The 14,972-nt window shown below is 56.7% G+C and carries 12 protein-coding genes; 1 reads left to right on the plus strand and 11 read right to left on the minus strand.

Annotated features, from left to right (window positions below):
• The first annotated feature begins 116 nt into the window (after positions 1-116).
• A complete protein-coding gene (locus WN53_RS25570) occupies positions 117-989 on the plus strand; it encodes a LysR family transcriptional regulator (RefSeq protein ID WP_024485131.1) in 873 nt (290 codons plus the stop codon).
• 57 nt (positions 990-1,046) lie between these two features.
• Here WN53_RS25570 and nuoN read toward each other — a convergent pair whose 3' ends face one another.
• The 11 genes from nuoN to nuoC form a co-directional block, all read right to left on the minus strand.
• Positions 1,047-2,504 carry an NADH-quinone oxidoreductase subunit NuoN gene (gene nuoN, locus WN53_RS25575; protein WP_021805986.1) on the minus strand — a complete coding sequence of 486 codons (1,458 nt, stop codon included), beginning with the start codon at positions 2,502-2,504 and terminating at the stop codon, positions 1,047-1,049.
• A 6-nt stretch (positions 2,505-2,510) separates the two neighbouring features.
• Complete coding sequence (gene nuoM, locus WN53_RS25580; protein WP_024485132.1) at positions 2,511-4,040, minus strand: NADH-quinone oxidoreductase subunit M; 1,530 nt, start codon at positions 4,038-4,040, stop codon at positions 2,511-2,513.
• A 98-nt stretch (positions 4,041-4,138) separates the two neighbouring features.
• Positions 4,139-5,986: an NADH-quinone oxidoreductase subunit L gene (gene nuoL / locus WN53_RS25585; RefSeq protein WP_024485133.1), complete on the minus strand. Its 1,848-nt coding sequence runs from the start codon at positions 5,984-5,986 to the stop codon at positions 4,139-4,141.
• Positions 5,983-6,285: an NADH-quinone oxidoreductase subunit NuoK gene (gene nuoK, locus WN53_RS25590; protein ID WP_021178516.1), complete on the minus strand. Its 303-nt coding sequence runs from the start codon at positions 6,283-6,285 to the stop codon at positions 5,983-5,985. Before nuoK ends, nuoL begins: the two co-directional genes overlap by 4 nt.
• Entirely contained in the window at positions 6,282-6,842 is a 561-nt protein-coding gene (gene nuoJ / locus WN53_RS25595; protein WP_021805989.1) for an NADH-quinone oxidoreductase subunit J, read from the minus strand. Before nuoJ ends, nuoK begins: the two co-directional genes overlap by 4 nt.
• Positions 6,843-6,855: 13 nt before the next feature.
• Positions 6,856-7,398 (minus strand): NADH-quinone oxidoreductase subunit NuoI, encoded by a 543-nt coding sequence (nuoI, locus tag WN53_RS25600; protein WP_021178518.1) that lies wholly within the window; start codon positions 7,396-7,398, stop codon positions 6,856-6,858.
• 14 nt (positions 7,399-7,412) lie between these two features.
• Positions 7,413-8,390: an NADH-quinone oxidoreductase subunit NuoH gene (gene nuoH, locus WN53_RS25605; RefSeq protein ID WP_021805990.1), complete on the minus strand. Its 978-nt coding sequence runs from the start codon at positions 8,388-8,390 to the stop codon at positions 7,413-7,415.
• Positions 8,387-11,122, minus strand: a complete 2,736-nt coding sequence (nuoG, locus tag WN53_RS25610; protein WP_024485134.1) for an NADH-quinone oxidoreductase subunit NuoG — start codon at positions 11,120-11,122, stop codon at positions 8,387-8,389. The genes nuoH and nuoG overlap by 4 nt, the downstream gene beginning before the upstream one ends.
• Positions 11,123-11,221: 99 nt before the next feature.
• The gene (nuoF, locus tag WN53_RS25615) at positions 11,222-12,574 is read right to left on the minus strand and encodes an NADH-quinone oxidoreductase subunit NuoF (RefSeq protein ID WP_021805992.1); all 1,353 of its coding nucleotides are present in this window, start codon (positions 12,572-12,574) and stop codon (positions 11,222-11,224) included.
• The gene (gene nuoE / locus WN53_RS25620) at positions 12,571-13,122 is read right to left on the minus strand and encodes an NADH-quinone oxidoreductase subunit NuoE (RefSeq protein WP_021178523.1); all 552 of its coding nucleotides are present in this window, start codon (positions 13,120-13,122) and stop codon (positions 12,571-12,573) included. Before nuoE ends, nuoF begins: the two co-directional genes overlap by 4 nt.
• 2 nt (positions 13,123-13,124) lie before the next feature.
• Positions 13,125-14,930: an NADH-quinone oxidoreductase subunit C/D gene (nuoC, locus tag WN53_RS25625; protein WP_024485135.1), complete on the minus strand. Its 1,806-nt coding sequence runs from the start codon at positions 14,928-14,930 to the stop codon at positions 13,125-13,127.
• Positions 14,931-14,972 lie beyond the last annotated feature (42 nt).

Genomic DNA, 14,972 nt, shown 5'->3' on the forward strand with positions numbered 1-14,972 from the left:
ATAAGCTTGCTCTATAACGTCACGCAGATGCATTTACTTATCGCTTACCAGATAATAACTCTCTCTGCCGCCGCTGGCGGTCAAAATAGATCGGATGCCACCAAGGACACTGCACGATGAATTGGGATGATGCACGCTTCTTCCTGGCGGTGGCACGCTGCGGTACGTTACGCAAGGCTGCCCATGAACTTCACGTCGATCAAGCTACCGTTGGGCGACGGATCACCGCTTTCGAACAGGCGTTGGGTTCAAAACTGTTTATCCGAACGCCAAAATCCTTCTCGCTCAGCCCGCTGGGTGAAGCCATGCTGGCAGAAGTGCTGGCGATGGAAAATGCGGTACAGGCTATCGCCCGTAAAGCCAGCAGCGGCGATCAAAGCCTGGCGGGTGAAGTGCGCATCGCCACCACCGATACCTTGGCCGAGGCCTTTGTGATCCCGGCGCTGAAACGGCTGCGCGAGAAATACCCGCATATCACCGTCACGCTACTGACGGCACTCAATATCTCCGACATCTCCTATCGCGGAGCCGATCTGGCTATCCGTGGTGCTCGCCCTGAATCTGATGAACTGGTCATCAAACGTCTGGCAACCATTGAGATGGGGTTATATGCCACGCAGGGCTACCTGGACCAACACGGAACGCCGAGTAAAGGCGACCATCTACGCGGCCACGATTTGCTGATGTTCCCGCGCGAACTGGTGCCGCGCCACTGGGACAACTTCGGCGGAGAGGCGTTGAATGAGCCAAACGTGGTGCTGCAATGCAACTCACAGCTGTTACTACGTTCGGCAACGCGCAACGGGTTGGGCATCGGCCTGCTCTCTTGCTTCCTGGCCGATAGCGATCCCGATCTGGTGCGTATCCTCCCGGAGAATCAGGACTGGGTCGATATCTGGCTGGTGTTACATCCGGATCTGCAACACACGGCAAGAATACGTGCGGTAGTTCAAGAACTGGAAATCTCGTTTAACAACTGCTCGCTCTAACCCACAAATAAACAAGGGCCGCCATTTGGCGACCCTTGTTGTCTAGCTCGAGTTCAATCAGAACATCGGCTGTGCCATCTGCACCAGCGTGATCAGCGGCTGCGGGTAGATACCCAGCAACAGCACCAACGCGGCAGAGATCAGCACCACCACACCACCGGCAGTCAATGCCCAGTTGTTTGGTGTATCACGAACCAGCGTTTCCGGCGCACTGAGGAACAGGCTGACGGTCACACGCAGGTAGTAGTACAAACCGATCGCACTACCCAGCACCACGGCACCGGTCAACCACCACAGGTGAGCACTGACGCCCATCGCAATCACGAAGAACTTACCGATAAAGCCCAGCGTCATCGGGATACCGGCCAGGGACAGCATCATCACAGTCATAACCGCTGACAGGATTGGCTTGTGCCAGAACAGGCCGCGATAGGAGAACAGCGAGTCGGCGTCCGGGCCACGGTACGGGCTGGACATCAGGCTAACCACACCGAAGGCACCCAAGCTGCTGAACAGATAACCGGCCAGATAAACCCCGGCGGTTTCCAGCGACAGCTGGTGGGTTTGCACCGCAACCAGTGCCACCAGCAGATAACCCAGGTGAGCGATCGAGGAGTAACCCAGCAGTCGCTTGATGTTGGTCTGGCTGATCGCCATCAGGTTACCGAACAGGATCGAGCAGACGGCGATGATCGACAACACCATCCGCAGCGCTTCGTTGTCGGCAGCCGGTGCATACAGGAACAAACGCATCACGACGGCGAAGATCGCAATCTTGCTGGCAGTAGCCAGGAAGGTTGAAACCGGCGCTGGCGCCCCTTGATACACATCCGGCGTCCACAGCTGGAAAGGTACCAGGGAGAGTTTGAAGCCCAGACCGACGATCATCATGCCCATGCCTGCCAGGATCAGCGGCTGATGCATCATGTTCTCCTGCATGCTCTTGCCCAGGCCTGCCAGTGACAGGTCACCGGATTCGGCGTACAGCAGCGCCATGCCGAACAGCAGGAAGCTGGAGGCCGCCGCAGACAGCACCATGTACTTGATGGCCGCTTCCAGCGAACGCTTCTGGCGATAGGCATACCCTATCAGACCAAACAGCGGCAGCGAGATCAGCTCAATACCCAGGAACAGAGAAGCCAGGTGGTTGGCGCTCGCCAGCAGAATGCCACCCATGGTAGCAATCAGCACCAGCAGGTAGAACTCTTCGCGGTTATCCGGGTAACCCACCAGCCATGGATAGGCGAAGGTACAGGTTGCCAGACTAGCCAGCACCACCAGCCCGGTATAGAACATCGAGTAACCGTCAACCCGCACCAGCGGGGTGACGTCCATTGGGCCTACCTGGCCAACAAAGTAGAGTGAAAGCAGCGCCAGGTTAAGACCGATCACTGTCAGGGTGGCGTTGATAAAGTGGTCGCGTCGCCACGCAATGCACAGCATCACAACCACCACCGTCAATCCGACGATCAACAGCGGTAACAGTGCGATCAGTTGTTGAGGAGTTATTGTCATGGCGAATTACGGCCTTGTTGTTGAAATTGCTGAAACTGACGGACCAAACCAGTGTTGCACGTTGCTCATCGCCGCACTTGAGGTATCGAGGATTGGCTGAGGATAGACACCCAGCAGCACCAGCAGTACCACCAACAGCAGAATGATAAACAGTTCACGTGCGGTCATGCCCGGCAACGGTTGATCAGATTTCGGGGTGCCGTAGTAGGCACGCTGCATCATGATCAACGAGTAAACCGAAGCAAACACCAGACCGAAGGTAGAAATCACGGTGATCACTGGTACAACCTGGAAGCTGCCGAACAGGATCATGAATTCACCGACGAAGTTACCGGTACCCGGCATCCCCAGAGTTGCCACCGCGAAGAACAGTGACAGCGCAGGAAGGTACTTGATACGTCCCCACAGGCCGCCCATCTGACGCATATCGCGAGTGTGCAGACGTTCGTACAGCTGGCCACAGATGATGAACATACCAGCGGCAGACAAGCCGTGAGCGATCATCTGGATCACCGCACCCTGGTAAGCCAGCTGGCTACCGGTGTAGATGGCGATCAGCACAAAGCCCATATGGGAAACGGAGGTATAGGCAATCAGACGTTTGATATCGGTCTGTGCGAACGCCATCCATGCACCGTAGAAGATACCAATCACACCCAGCCACATGGCGATAGGGGCAAACTCGGCGGACGCGTTCGGGAACAGCGGCAGGCTGAAACGCAGCAGGCCGTAGGCCGCCGTCTTCAGCAAGATCCCCGCCAGGTCGACAGAACCCGCCGTTGGTGCCTGGCTATGCGCATCAGGCAACCAACCGTGTAATGGCACCACCGGCATTTTCACCGCAAACGCGATGAAGAAGCCCAGCATCAACAGGTATTCAACGTTGTGCGACATCGGGGTTTTCAGCAGATCTTCGTAGTTGAAGGTCCACACGCCGGTCGCATTGTAGTGCACGAATACCAGGCCCATGATCGCAATCAGCATCACCAGACCGCTGGCCTGGGTATAGATGAAGAACTTGGTTGCTGCGGTGATACGGGTTTTACCATCCGATGCTTTATGACCCCACAAGGCGATCAGGAAGTACATCGGCACCAGCATCATTTCCCAGAAGAAGAAGAACAGGAACAGGTCGATGGCGAGGAACACACCGATCACGCCGCCCAGGATCCACAACAGGTTCAGGTGGAAGAAGCCCTGATACTTCTGGATTTCACGCCAGGAACAGAGGATCGCCAACACGCCCAGGAAACCGGTCAGCACTACCATCAGCAGTGACAGACCGTCCAGCGCCAGGTGAATGCTGATGCCAAAGCGCGGGATCCACGGCAACATAAACTCAGACTGCCACTGCGGCACGCCCTGCGGTTTTATCAACGAATAGCCCCCCTGCAACCACAGTTGCAGAGAAAGCGCCAACGTCAGCCCCATTGCGATCAACGCTATCCAGCGCGGCGCCTTAGTACCGAAACGCTCGCACTGCCAGCACAGCAGACCGCCGATAAAGGGGATAAGAATTAGCCAAGGTAATAGCATGGCGTTTTGTGTCCCTTATATGAATAATCTAAAAAACTTGTATCGGGCCCTTGTTCGACAAGGGCCGAACCCAAAATGCGTCTGTTTAAATTATTCAGTTAAACCAAAATCAACAGAGCCAGTACCAGCACTGCACCCACACCCATAGACGCGATATACCAGCGGATCTGACCGTTCTCACTCACCGTCAGGCCACGGTTCCCCCAGCGGGAGAACAGCGCAGGCAGGTTCATCAGTGAGTTCAGCGGATCGCTTTGCAGCAGCTTGGCGATACCCAGGTATGGCTTGACGAACACTTTGTCATACAGCCAGTCGAAGCCCCAGGCATGGAACCACCAGGTCGAGAAGAAACGACCCGGAGCGCTGTTCGCGATGCTGTTGACCAGGCGACGTTGGCCCAGCCACAGCGCAGCTGCCAGCAGGATCCCGACGATAGCGACCACGCCAGAGGCGATCTCCAACGTCAGAACGCTACCGTGTGTCAGTTCGGTGGTTTCCGGCAGTACACCCTGCAACGGCGGCACAATCATCGCGCCGACGAAGGTGGACAGCACCATCAGAACCAACAGTGGCAGGTGGTGAGTAATACCTTTGCCCGCATGCGCTTTGATTTTCTCTTCGCCGTGGAACACGATGAAGATCATGCGGAAGGTATACAGTGAGGTCATGAATGCACCAATCAGACCGGCTATCATCAGGTTGAAGTGGCCGTTCGCCATGGCGCCCGCCAGGATTTCATCCTTACTGAAGAAGCCAGCGGTGACGATAGGCAGAGCAGACAGCGCCGCGCCCCCCACCAGGAAGCACACATACACCAGCGGAATGCTCTTGCGCAGGCCACCCATCTTGAAGATGTTCTGCTCATGATGACAGGCCAGGATCACCGAACCGGAGGACAGGAACAGCAGCGCCTTGAAGAATGCGTGAGTCATCAGGTGGAAGATGGCCGCATCCCATGCTTGCACGCCCAGCGCCAGGAACATGTAGCCAATCTGGCTCATGGTGGAATAGGCAAGTACGCGTTTGATGTCGGTCTGCACCAGCGCGGCAAAGCCCGCCAGCAGCAGCGTAACGCCACCAATGATACCGACCAGATTCAGCACTTCCGGCGTCATCAGGAACAGGCCATGCATACGGGCAATCAGGTAGACACCTGCGGTAACCATGGTTGCCGCGTGGATCAATGCAGATACCGGGGTTGGACCCGCCATCGCATCTGCCAGCCAGGTTTGCAACGGCAGCTGAGCCGATTTACCGACTGCGCCACCCAGTAACATCAGGGTTGCCCAGGTTAACGCCGTATCGCCAACCGCCAGTTTCTGCGGTGCCAGCACCATCAGTTCACGGATGTTCAGCGTACCCAGCTCGTGGTACAGAATGAACAGCGCAATGGCCAGGAACACGTCGCCCACGCGGGTAACGATAAAGGCTTTCATTGCCGCCGCGCCGTTGGCCGGATCTTTGTAGTAGAAACCGATCAACAGGTAGCTGCACAGGCCCACGCCTTCCCAACCCAGGTACATCAGCAGCAGGTTGTCTGCCAGTACCAATACCACCATGCTGGCGATAAACAGGTTGGTGTAAGCGAAGAAGCGGGAGTAGCCCTCTTCACCACGCATGTACCAGGAAGCATACATGTGGATCAGGAAGCCAACGCCGGTGACCACTGACAACATGGTCAGCGACAGGCCGTCCAGCACCAGGGTAACGCCGACGTTAAAGTCGCCAACGCTCATCCAGTTCCACAGGCTTTGCTCATACAGCTGCACGCCAGCGGCCTTTTGGCCCAGGAAATCAATCGCCACATACACCGTGACCAGTGCCGCCAGGCCAATCGACCCTACGCCAACGGTAGCCGCGGTGTTTTCAGACCAGCGACCACGGGAAAATGCCAACAGCAGGAACCCGATCAGCGGTAGCAGAATAGTTAAATATAATAGGTTCATCCGCGCATCTCACTGACAGTGTCAATATCCAGGGTATGCCGACGACGGTAGAGCTGTAGCAGCAACGCCAGGCCGATACTGGCCTCGGCTGCCGCCAGACTGATGGCCAGGATGTACATCACCTGCCCGTCGGTCTGGCCCCAATAGCTACCCGCCACGATAAACGCCAACGCCGCAGCGTTGATCATCACTTCCAGACTGATCAGCATAAACAGCAGGTTACGGCGTAACATCAAGCCAGTCAGCCCCAGGACGAACAGGATCGCCGCCAGGATCAGCCCATGTTGAAGAGGGATCATGCTTGGTCCTCCGATTTTCTTTTCGCCATTTCGCTGCTTGCCGGGGTATTGCTGAACACTTCACCCGGTTTGTGCTCACGACCAATGTGGAAGGCAACGACCAGGCCCGCCAACAGCAGCATTGAAGCCAGCTCAACCGCCAGCACGTAAGGACCAAACAGGCTGATCCCGACCGCTTTGGCGTCCACCATCTCACCGGTGATGCCCTGATCGGACACGCTGCGGATCGCCACAATCAGCACCACCAGCAAGATCAGTGACAACAGACCAGGGCCAATCCAGACGGCAGGCTTCAGCCAGTCGCGTTCTTGCTGCTGCACCGCGTTGCCGAGGTTGAGCATCATGACCACGAACACGAACAGCACCATAATGGCACCGGCGTAGACGATGATTTCCAGAGCACCCGCAAAGTAGGCACCCAGTGAGAAAAAGACTGCCGAGATCGCCAGTAAAGAGACGATCAGATACAGCAGCGCATGCACAGGATTGGTATGCGAGATGACGCGAATGGTCGCGATAATCGCAATGAACCCTGCCAGATAAAAGGCAATTTCCATGCTTGCTGGCTCCTTAAGGCAACAGACCTTTGACGTCGATCGGTTTGGCTTCGTTTTCGGCTTCGCCTTTGGCTTTGCCGTCAATCGCCATACCGGCCATCCGGTAGAAGTTATATTCCGGATATTTACCCGGCCCCGAGATCAACAGATCTTCTTTTTCGTACACCAGATCCTGGCGCTTGAACTCACCCATTTCGAAATCCGGCGTCAGCTGGATCGCGGTGGTTGGGCAAGCCTCTTCGCACAGACCGCAGAAAATGCAGCGTGAGAAGTTGATGCGGAAAAACTCCGGATACCAGCGGCCATCTTTCTGCTCTGCTTTTTGCAGGGAGATACAGCCAACCGGACAGGCAACCGCACACAGGTTACAGGCCACGCAGCGCTCTTCACCGTCCGGATCGCGCGTCAGCACGATGCGGCCACGGTAGCGCGGCGGCAGGTAAACCGGTTCTTCCGGATACATCTGGGTTTCGCGTTTGGCGAAGGCGTGTAGGCCAATCATCCAAAGGCTGCGCACCTGGGTGCCGAAACCAACCACTAACTCTTTCAATGTCATGGTTTATTCACCCCTTATTGAGCGTTGTACAAAATGACCGCGGCGGTTGCCAGCAGGTTCAGCAGCGTCAACGGCAGGCAAATTTTCCAGCCGAAAGACATCACCTGGTCATAACGCGGACGCGGCAACGAAGCACGGATCAGAATGAACATCACCATGAAGAAGGCCGTTTTCAGTGCGAACCAGATGAATGGCGGCAGGAATGGACCCTGCCAACCGCCGAAGAACAACGTCACAATCAGGGCGGACACGGTCACGATACCGATGTATTCCCCCACGAAGAACAGACCGAATTTCATGCCGGAATATTCAATGTGGTAACCGTCGGCCAGTTCCTGCTCGGCTTCCGGCTGGTCAAATGGGTGGCGGTGACATACCGCCACACCGGCAATCGCAAAGGTAATGAAACCAAAGAATTGCGGAATGACGTTCCAGATGTGCGCCTGTGATTCAACAATCGCCTGCATGTTGAACGAGTCGGCTTGCGCCACCACGCCCAGCACGGACAGGCCGAGGAACACTTCGTAGCTCAGGGTTTGTGCCGAAGCACGCATCGCCCCTAACAGCGAGTATTTGTTGTTACTGGACCAACCGGCAAACAGCACGGCATACACCGCCAGGCCAGCCATCATCAGGAAGAACAGAATACCGATGTTGAGATCGGCCACCGACCAGGTCGGGCTGACCGGCACGATGGCAAAGGCCAACAGCAGCGAGGTAAACGCGATCACCGGGGCCAGCGTAAAGATCATGCGGTCGGCAAAGGTCGGAACCCAGTCTTCTTTGAAGAACATTTTGATCATGTCGGCGACCAGCTGCAGCGAGCCGCCCCAGCCGACACGGTTTGGCCCGTAACGGTTCTGGAACAGGCCCAGCAGACGGCGTTCGCCGAAGCTCATAAACGCCCCGCAGGTGACCACGACCAACAGGATCACCACCGCTTTCAACACGGCGATCAGGATGTCGATCACCTCAGGTGTCAACCAGCTCATAGTGCCGCCTCCCGCAGATTTTCAACCTTCGCACCCACCAGTACCGGCGGGATCCCTGGCAAGCCGAGCGGCAAACCAACCTGGCCTTGGCTCAGGGTTTCACTCAGGCGTACCGGCAAACGCAGCGTTTGACCTGCACAGCTGAACTCGACCCAGGCACCGGCATTGACACCAAGCTGTGCGGCATCGGCAACGTTGATCATCACGTAGGCCTGAGGCATACGCTGCTGGATCACTGCGGAGCGCTGCGACATTTCGTCACTGCCAAACAGGTGGTAATACGGCGCAACACGCCAGCCTTCGGCTTTGAACGCCGTAGGGATAGCGGTGAAGTAACCGAGGTTGCCCTCCCCTGCTTCGATCAGGCGGATACCCGGATCGCCATGGCGCAGTTTGCCACCCACTTCAGCCTGGAATTTGTTCCATGCCTGCGGTGAGTTCCAACCTGGTGCCCAGGCAAATGGGATCTGCTGACGGTCAGCCAGCGGGCTGTTGTTCCCTTCCATCGAGAAGGCGAACATGGTGTCTTTATCCTGCGGCTGGCGCGGTTCATGCACGCTGATATCGGCACGCATCGCGGTGCGGCCGCTGTAGCGGTGCGGTGAACGGGCCAGTTTCTGACCACGGATGCGGAAGGTCGCATCTGGGGCAGCTTCGACAATACCTTGCAACTGCGGCAATGCGCTCACGCAGGCGGCAATCACGTCATCGAGCTGGGTCCAGTCAACCTGGCGGCTGGTGTAGGTGGAGTGCAGCGAGTGCATCCAACGCCAGCTTTCCAACATCACGCTGTAGATATTTTTCTTGGCATCATCGTAATAAGCCGGGTCGTAGACCTGGAAGAAGCGCTGTGCGCGGCCTTCCTGGCTGACCAAGGTCCCATCGCTCTCTGCAAAACTGGCCGCAGACAGGATCAGGTTGGCTTTATCCATGATGGAGGTGCGCTGGTGATCGGCAACGATCAGGTTGCTGACCTTGGCCAATGCGGCATCCACTTTGGCTGCCGGGGCGTGACGATAAAGATCGTTCTCCATCACGATGGCGGTATCAGCAGAACCACTTTCCAGTTGCACCAGTGCCTCGTCCAGCGAGCCACCACCAATCATCGCCAGACCCATGCTGTTGGCAGCGGCGGCAACGAAGGTGATGCCAACATCGGCACCGCGACCTTTCAACGCCTTGGCAATGTTGGCCGCAGCTTCAATGATAGCTGTGCTACCCGCATTGCTGCCGGTGATGATCAAGGGTTTCTGCGCACCGGCCAGGGCCTGTACGATCACGTCAATTTTCTTGTTCAGGTCTTCGGCCAGATCGGTCACCGCCGGTGCTGACTCATCCAGCGCGTGGGCGATGGCGAAGCCTAAACGGGCTTGCTCATCCACCGGCGCACGGTAGTTCCAGGCGGCGATGTCGTCCAAACGAGTGTTATCAACGTTAGTGACGAACAGCGGGTGTTTGGCGTGCTGGCCGATGGTTTGCACCGCCGCGATCTGCCAATCGGCAACGCGGTGTGCCGCAGCCATCGCGCGGGCTTTACCTTTCACTGCCTGACGCACCGACAGCGCGATACGAGCGCCGGTTTGGGTCAGATCTTCACCCAGTACCAACACCGCGTCGTAGCTTTCGATTTCACGCAGGTTAGGCGTATAAACGCCGCTGTTTTTCAACACGTTGAGCATCAGGTTCAGGCGCTGTTGTTCAGCCTGATTGATGCCGGTATAGAAGTTCTCGGCGCCGACCAGTTCACGCAACGCAAAGTTGCTTTCCAGGCTGGCACGCGGTGAACCGATACCGATGGTTTTGTTGGCCTGACGCAGAATATCTGCCGCACCCTGCATCGCCTGCTCGGCGTTCAGGGTGATCCAGTCGTTGCCACGCAGTTGCTGAGGCTGACGAGGGCGATCTTTCTGGTTCACATAGCCATAACCAAAGCGGCCGCGGTCACACAGGAAATAGTGGTTTACGCTGCCGTTGTAACGGTTCTCGATACGACGCAGTTCGCCATAGCGCTCACCCGGGCTGGTGTTACAGCCGATGCTGCACTGCTGGCAGATGCTCGGGGCAAACTGCATGTCCCACTTACGGTTGTAACGCTCGGAGTGGGTTTTGTCGGTGAATACGCCGGTTGGGCACACTTCTACCAGGTTACCGGAGAACTCGCTTTCCAGCGTGCCGCTTTCCGGACGACCGAAATAGACGTTGTCGTGCGCGCCGTACACCCCGAAATCGGTGCCATCCGCGTAGTCTTTGTAGTAACGCACACAACGGTAACAGGCGATGCAGCGGTTCATCTCGTGCGAGATAAATGGCCCCAGCTCCTGGTTGTTGTGGGTGCGCTTACTGAAGCGATATTTACGGAAGCTGTGGCCGGTCATTACTGTCATATCCTGCAGGTGACAGTTACCGCCCTCTTCACATACCGGACAGTCGTGCGGGTGGTTGGTCATCAACCACTCGACCACGCTCTCACGGAACTGTTTGGCTTCTGCGTCATCGATGGAAATAAAGGTTCCATCGGATGCCGGTGTCATACAGGACATCACCAAACGGCCACGCGTATCGTCCGCGTTTTGGTATTGCTTTACCGCACATTGGCGGCAAGCGCCGACGCTTCCAAGCGCCGGATGCCAGCAAAAGTAAGGAATATCGAGGCCGAGGGAGAGACACGCCTGCAACAGGTTGTCGGCTCCATCTACGTCGTATTCTTTGCCGTCTACATGAATCGTAGCCATAGTCAGCATGCTTCCAAGTGGCCTGCCCATAAGGCAGGCGTTAATCAAAAATTCTGGCCGTGTTTCGGGGCGCGCTCACCGCACCCAGGCAAAGCGGGATTACCAGCGTTGCTTCAACAAGTTGTTTGGCTGAATGCCGCCAACCGCCTGAAGATTGCCCAAGTACTGTGGGGAAATCCCAGCTTCAAACTCTTCACGGAAATATTTAATCGCGCTTTGCAGTGGCTCTACGGCACCTGGCGCATGGGCGCAGAAGGTTTTACCTGGGCCAAGGGAGCGGCACAGCTGCTCGAGGGTTTCGATATCCCCCGGCTGGCCTTCGCCTCTTTCCAAAGCACGCAGGATCTTCACGCTCCACGGCAAGCCGTCACGGCACGGTGTACACCAGCCACAGGACTCACGGGCAAAGAACTCTTCCAGGTTACGCACCAGGGGAACCATGCCGATTTCGTGATCCACCGCCATCGCCAGCGCCGTACCTAAACGGCTGCCCGCTTTACCGATGCTTTCGAAATCCATTGGCAGATCCAGGTGATCGGCGGTCAGGAAGTCGGTACCCGCCCCGCCCGGCTGCCAGGCTTTAAATTTCAGGCCATCGCGCATGCCACCGGCGTAATCTTCCAGAATTTCACGCGCGGTAGTCCCAAACGGCAGCTCCCAGACGCCTGGGTTTTTCACCCGGCCAGAGAAGCCCATCAGTTTGGTACCGGCGTCGTTACTCTTACCGGCGGAGATCCCTTTGTACCAGTCCACGCCATGCTCGAGGATGGCAGGCACGTTACACAGGGTCTCGACGTTGTTCACGCAGGTCGGTTTGCCCCATACGCCCACGGAAGCTGGGAATGGCGGCTTGGAGCGCGGGTTGGCGCGGCGGCCTTCCAGCGAGTTGATCAGCGCCGTTTCTTCACCACAGATGTAGCGGCCAGCGCCGGTGTGGACGAACAGCTCGAAGTCAAAGCCGCTGCCCATGATATTTTTGCCCAGCAGGCCTGCTTCGGTAGCTTCCGCAATCGCACGGCGCAGATGCACTGCGGCCTCGACGTATTCGCCACGCAGGAAGATGTAACCCCGGTAGGCTTTCAGCGCGAATGCCGAAATCAGCATGCCTTCCACCAACAGGTGTGGCAGTTGCTCCATCAGCAGACGGTCTTTATAGGTGCCCGGCTCCATTTCATCGGCGTTACACAGCAGGTAACGGATGTTCATGGATTCGTCTTTCGGCATCAGGCTCCACTTCAAACCGGTGGAGAAACCTGCACCACCACGGCCTTTCAGCCCGGCATCTTTCACCAGGGTGACGATGTCGTCGGCGGCCATGCCTTTCAGCGCTTTTTCCGCGCCCTGGTAACCGTTCTTGCTGCGATATTCATCCAGCCATACCGGCTGTTGGTCATCGCGCAGGCGCCAGGTCAGCGGATGCATTTCGGCAGTACGTTTGATATCAATCATCATTTATACCGCTCCAACAGTTCGACCGCGTTCTCTGGCGTCAGGTGAGCATGAGTATCTTCATCGATCATCATGTTCGGACCTTTGTCGCAGTTACCCAGGCAGCAGGTCGGCAGCAGGGTGAAACGACCATCGAAGGTAGTCTGGCCCGGCTTGATGTTGAGTTTCTTTTCCAGCGCGGCCTGAATGCCCTGGTAGCCGTTGATGTGACAAACCACGCTGTCACAGTAACGGATCACGTGGCGTCCTACTGGCTGGCGGAAAATCTGGCTGTAGAACGTGGCCACGCCTTCTACGTCGCTGGCTGGGATGCCCAGCACTTCAGCGATGGCATAAATCGCCCCATCAGGAACCCAGCCACGCTGCTTCTGCACGATCTTCAGTGCTTCAATGGAGGCGGCGCGTGGATCCTCGTAATGGTGCTTTTCGTGCTCGATCGCATCACGTTCTTCCGCGCTCAGCACAAATGCATCAGCGCCGCTCTGGGGAGCGGCTGCATTGGTGGCCTCAAGCGCATCGTGACTCACGTGAGTGTCTTTAAGATCATGCATAGTTAGCGGTCCACATCTGACATTACAAAATCGATACTACCCAGATAGACGATCAGGTCAGAGACCAGGCTGCCACGGATCACCGCAGGGATTTGCTGCAGGTGAGCATAGCTTGGCGTACGGATCCTGGTGCGATAGCTCATGGTGCTGCCGTCGCTGGTCAGGTAGTAGCTGTTGATCCCTTTCGTGGCTTCAACCATCTGGAATGATTCGTTGGCTGGCATCACCGGGCCCCAGGAAACCTGCAGGAAGTGGGTGATCAGCGTTTCAATATGTTGCAGCGTGCGCTCTTTCGGCGGCGGCGTGGTCAGCGGATGATCGGCCTTGAACGGGCCTTCCGGCATGTTGTTCAGGCACTGCTCCAGAATACGCAGGCTCTGGCGCAGCTCTTCCACTTTCAACATCACGCGGGTATAGCAGTCGCTGTTGCCGTCGCCGACCGGAACTTCGAAATCGAAGTTTTCATAGCCGGAGTATGGACGCCATTTACGCACGTCAAACTCAACGCCAGTAGCGCGCAGGCCAGCACCGGTCACACCCCATTCCAACGCTTCTTTGGCGTTGTAAGAAGCCACGCCGACAGAACGCCCTTTCAGAACGGAGTTATGCAGTGCCGCTTTCACATAGGAATCGAGGCGCTTCGGCATCCAGTCCAGGAAGTCACGCAGCAGGCGATCCCAGCCACGTGGCAGGTCGTGCGCCACGCCACCAATACGGAACCAGGCCGGGTGCATACGGAAGCCGGTAATCGCTTCAACGACATCATAAACTTTCTGACGGTCGGTAAAGGCAAAGAACACCGGGGTCATGGCGCCCACGTCCTGGATAAAGGTACTGATGTACAGCAGGTGGCTGTTGATGCGGAACAGCTCAGACAGCATGACGCGGATGGTGTTGACACGATCCGGCACCACGATCCCGGCCAGTTTTTCCACCGCCAGTACGTAAGGCATTTCGTTTACACAGCCGCCAAGGTATTCGATACGGTCGGTATACGGGATAAAGCTGTGCCAGGACTGGCGTTCGCCCATCTTCTCTGCGCCACGGTGGTGGTAACCCACGTCCGGCACACAGTCGACGATGTCTTCACCGTCCAGCTGCAGAATGATACGGAATGCACCGTGTGAAGACGGGTGGTTCGGGCCGAGGTTAAGGAACATGAAGTCCTCGTTCTCGGTGCCGCGCTTCATGCCCCACTCTTCCGGCTTGAATTTCAGCGACTCCATCTCCAGATCTTCTTTCTGTTTGGTCAACACAAAGGGATCGAATTCGGTGGCGCGCGCCGGGTAGTCTTTACGCAGTGGATGGCCTTCCCAACTCTGCGGCATCATGATGCGCGTCAGGTGCGGGTGGCCGTCGAAGGTAATACCGAACATTTCCCAGGTTTCGCGCTCATACCAGTTGGCATTCGGGAAAATCTTGGTCACTGTGGGCACGTGCAGGTCTTTTTCAGACAGCGCCACTTTCAGCATGATGTCGCGGTTACGTTCGACAGAGATCAGATGGTAGAAAACAGAGAAATCCGCGGCAGGCAAGCCTTCACGGTGAGTACGAAGACGCTCGTCCATGCCATGCAGATCGAACAGCATGACGTACGGCTTCGGTTGTTTTCTTAAAAACGTCATTACTTCCAGCAGCTGCTCAACCTTGACCCATACCACGGGCATTCCGGTACGGGTAGGCTGAACAGTAAAGGCTTCCGGCCCAAAACGGTTGCGCAGTTCGCCGATCACCGGATCATTAAGATGATCGCTGGTTTCCCATATAGGCCGTGCAGGCGGGGCTTCGTGCGTCGTTAAATCTGTCATAATTTTTTTCACCACATTAAATGGCCATTTTTATTGCAAGCT

The sequence above is a fragment of the Serratia fonticola genome (genome assembly GCF_001006005.1).
GTDB lineage: Bacteria > Pseudomonadota > Gammaproteobacteria > Enterobacterales > Enterobacteriaceae > Chania > Chania fonticola.